At 49.1% G+C, this 1,823-nt stretch carries 2 protein-coding genes; one reads left to right on the top strand and one right to left on the bottom strand.

The features are described from left to right. Positions 1-52 precede the first annotated feature (52 nt). The gene (locus tag ACJHWT_RS25355) at positions 53-1,279 is read right to left on the bottom strand and encodes an RNA-guided endonuclease InsQ/TnpB family protein (protein ID WP_001672025.1); all 1,227 of its coding nucleotides are present in this window, start codon (positions 1,277-1,279) and stop codon (positions 53-55) included. A 58-nt stretch (positions 1,280-1,337) separates the two neighbouring features. Between ACJHWT_RS25355 and tnpA the strand changes: the two genes are divergently transcribed. Then, the gene (tnpA, locus tag ACJHWT_RS25350) at positions 1,338-1,742 is read left to right on the top strand and encodes an IS200/IS605 family transposase (RefSeq protein WP_001175008.1); all 405 of its coding nucleotides are present in this window, start codon (positions 1,338-1,340) and stop codon (positions 1,740-1,742) included. Positions 1,743-1,823: the final 81 nt, after the last annotated feature.

Raw genomic sequence — 1,823 nt, 5'->3', positions numbered from 1 at the left:
ATTGACATCCTCCCCCACCTTCGCACTTCGTGACTCAGGAGGGGGATTCCCATTAGTGGGTGACGGCTGATTGCTCAGCCTCTGGTTCCTGCTTCAACGGGCGGCCTGACTGCACCATCCCTCCACAGGCAAGCACGGCGTGCCCCGCCGCTAAAATGTTACGAGCGCCGTTTACATCGGCGTTCGCTGTATATCCACATACCTGACACACAAATTTACTTTGTGACAGGCGATTTTCTTTCGCAGTATGACCACAGCACGCGCAACGCTGGCTAGTGTACGCTGGCGGAACAGCAAGCACCTGACCGCCACGCCAGAGCTGCTTGTACTCAAGCTGGCGGCGCATTTCATACCAGCCCTGATCCAGTATCGAACGGTTTAAACCTGATTTTGCCCGGACATTGCGCCCCGGCTGGCTGACCGTACCCGCTGCTGACTTTGACATGTTGCTGACCTTCAAATCCTCAATGACTATCATTGCGTGGTTTTTGCTGACGGTCGTTGTGACTTTGTGAAGGTAGTCCCTGCGGATATTTGCAATACGGGAATGCAGTTGCTGTATTTTGCGTTTCTGCTTCTGCCAGTTGTTGCTGAATTTGACCTTGCGGCTTAACTGACGCTGGAGTCTCGCCAGCTTCTTCTGGTTTTTCTGAAAACTGTTTACAGGCTCAAAGACTGTGCCATCTGACAGCGTGGCAAGTTTAGCCACGCCAGCATCCAGCCCGACTATCGTTGTGCTTGTGTGATTTGGTTCTGCCGTTTCAATTTCAACCTGAAACGAGATATACCACTGTCCCGCTAACTGACTGATTGTCGCATTTTTGATTTTACCGTTCACACGTTGAGATTGCCGGAATTTTACCCACCCAAGACCTGACGGTAGCTTCACTCTGCGATTTTCAAGGCAGCAATATTTCTCAAAGTTCACAAAACGGATTGAGTCTCTGCCCTCATTTTTTCGTTTCCATACCGGAGCCTTAGCTGCGAGCTTTTTATCAAAACAACGTTTCCATGCGGTATGCAGGTCTTTCAGCTTTTGTTGCAGATTGTCGGTATAAGCATCCTGTAAGAAGATGTATTCCGGCATTTTTTTCCACACCGTAATCATCCGGTTCAACTCGAAAGCCGAAGGTAGCTTTTCGCCTGAGCCAAGTATGCGCTTTGTCTCCGCAAGACCTAAATTCCAGACAAAACGGGCGCAACCACATAACTGCCGCAAACGCTGCGACTGCTCATGCGTTGGTTCCAGTCTGAATTTGTAGGCTTTCAGGATTAGCATCATCATTCAGTGTGTAGTAGATTTGCTTACAATATTACTGCTTTTACGGCCAACCTCAATGCAAAAATATAAAATCAATCGTTCAAGACATGCTGCCTTCCTTTTGCATGTTCATCTTGTCTTTGTAACAAAATACCGTCGAAAGATACTGGGAGAGTTACACTGTGCAGCATTCCATCAGTATGCAGCAGAAGTCTGCCGTGATTTTGGGGCAGAACTTAAAGAAAGTAACGGAGACGTCGATCATGTCCACATGCTGATCGAATACCCACCAACAGTGCAACTTTCGGTACTGGTTAACTCACTGAAAGCAGTGACATCCCGCCGTCTGCGAAATGAATTTCTTGATTTGCGGGGGGCATACGGAAAAGCCGTGCTCTGGTCGAGGTCATACTTTGCTGGCTCCTGCGGAGGTGCGCCGCTGGAAGTTGTGAAGCAATACATTCAACATCAGCGTGGCTGATCACCTTTCGGGCTTTTCAAGCCCGTCCAAATTCCCCTCCCGCCTTATGTCGGCGGGAGTACCCTTTGGAAGTTAAGATGG

This window comes from Escherichia sp. WS338 (assembly GCF_046486405.1).
In the GTDB taxonomy this organism is placed as follows: Bacteria; Pseudomonadota; Gammaproteobacteria; order Enterobacterales; family Enterobacteriaceae; genus Escherichia; species Escherichia coli.
This window is presented reverse-complemented; position numbering and strand designations above follow the sequence as displayed.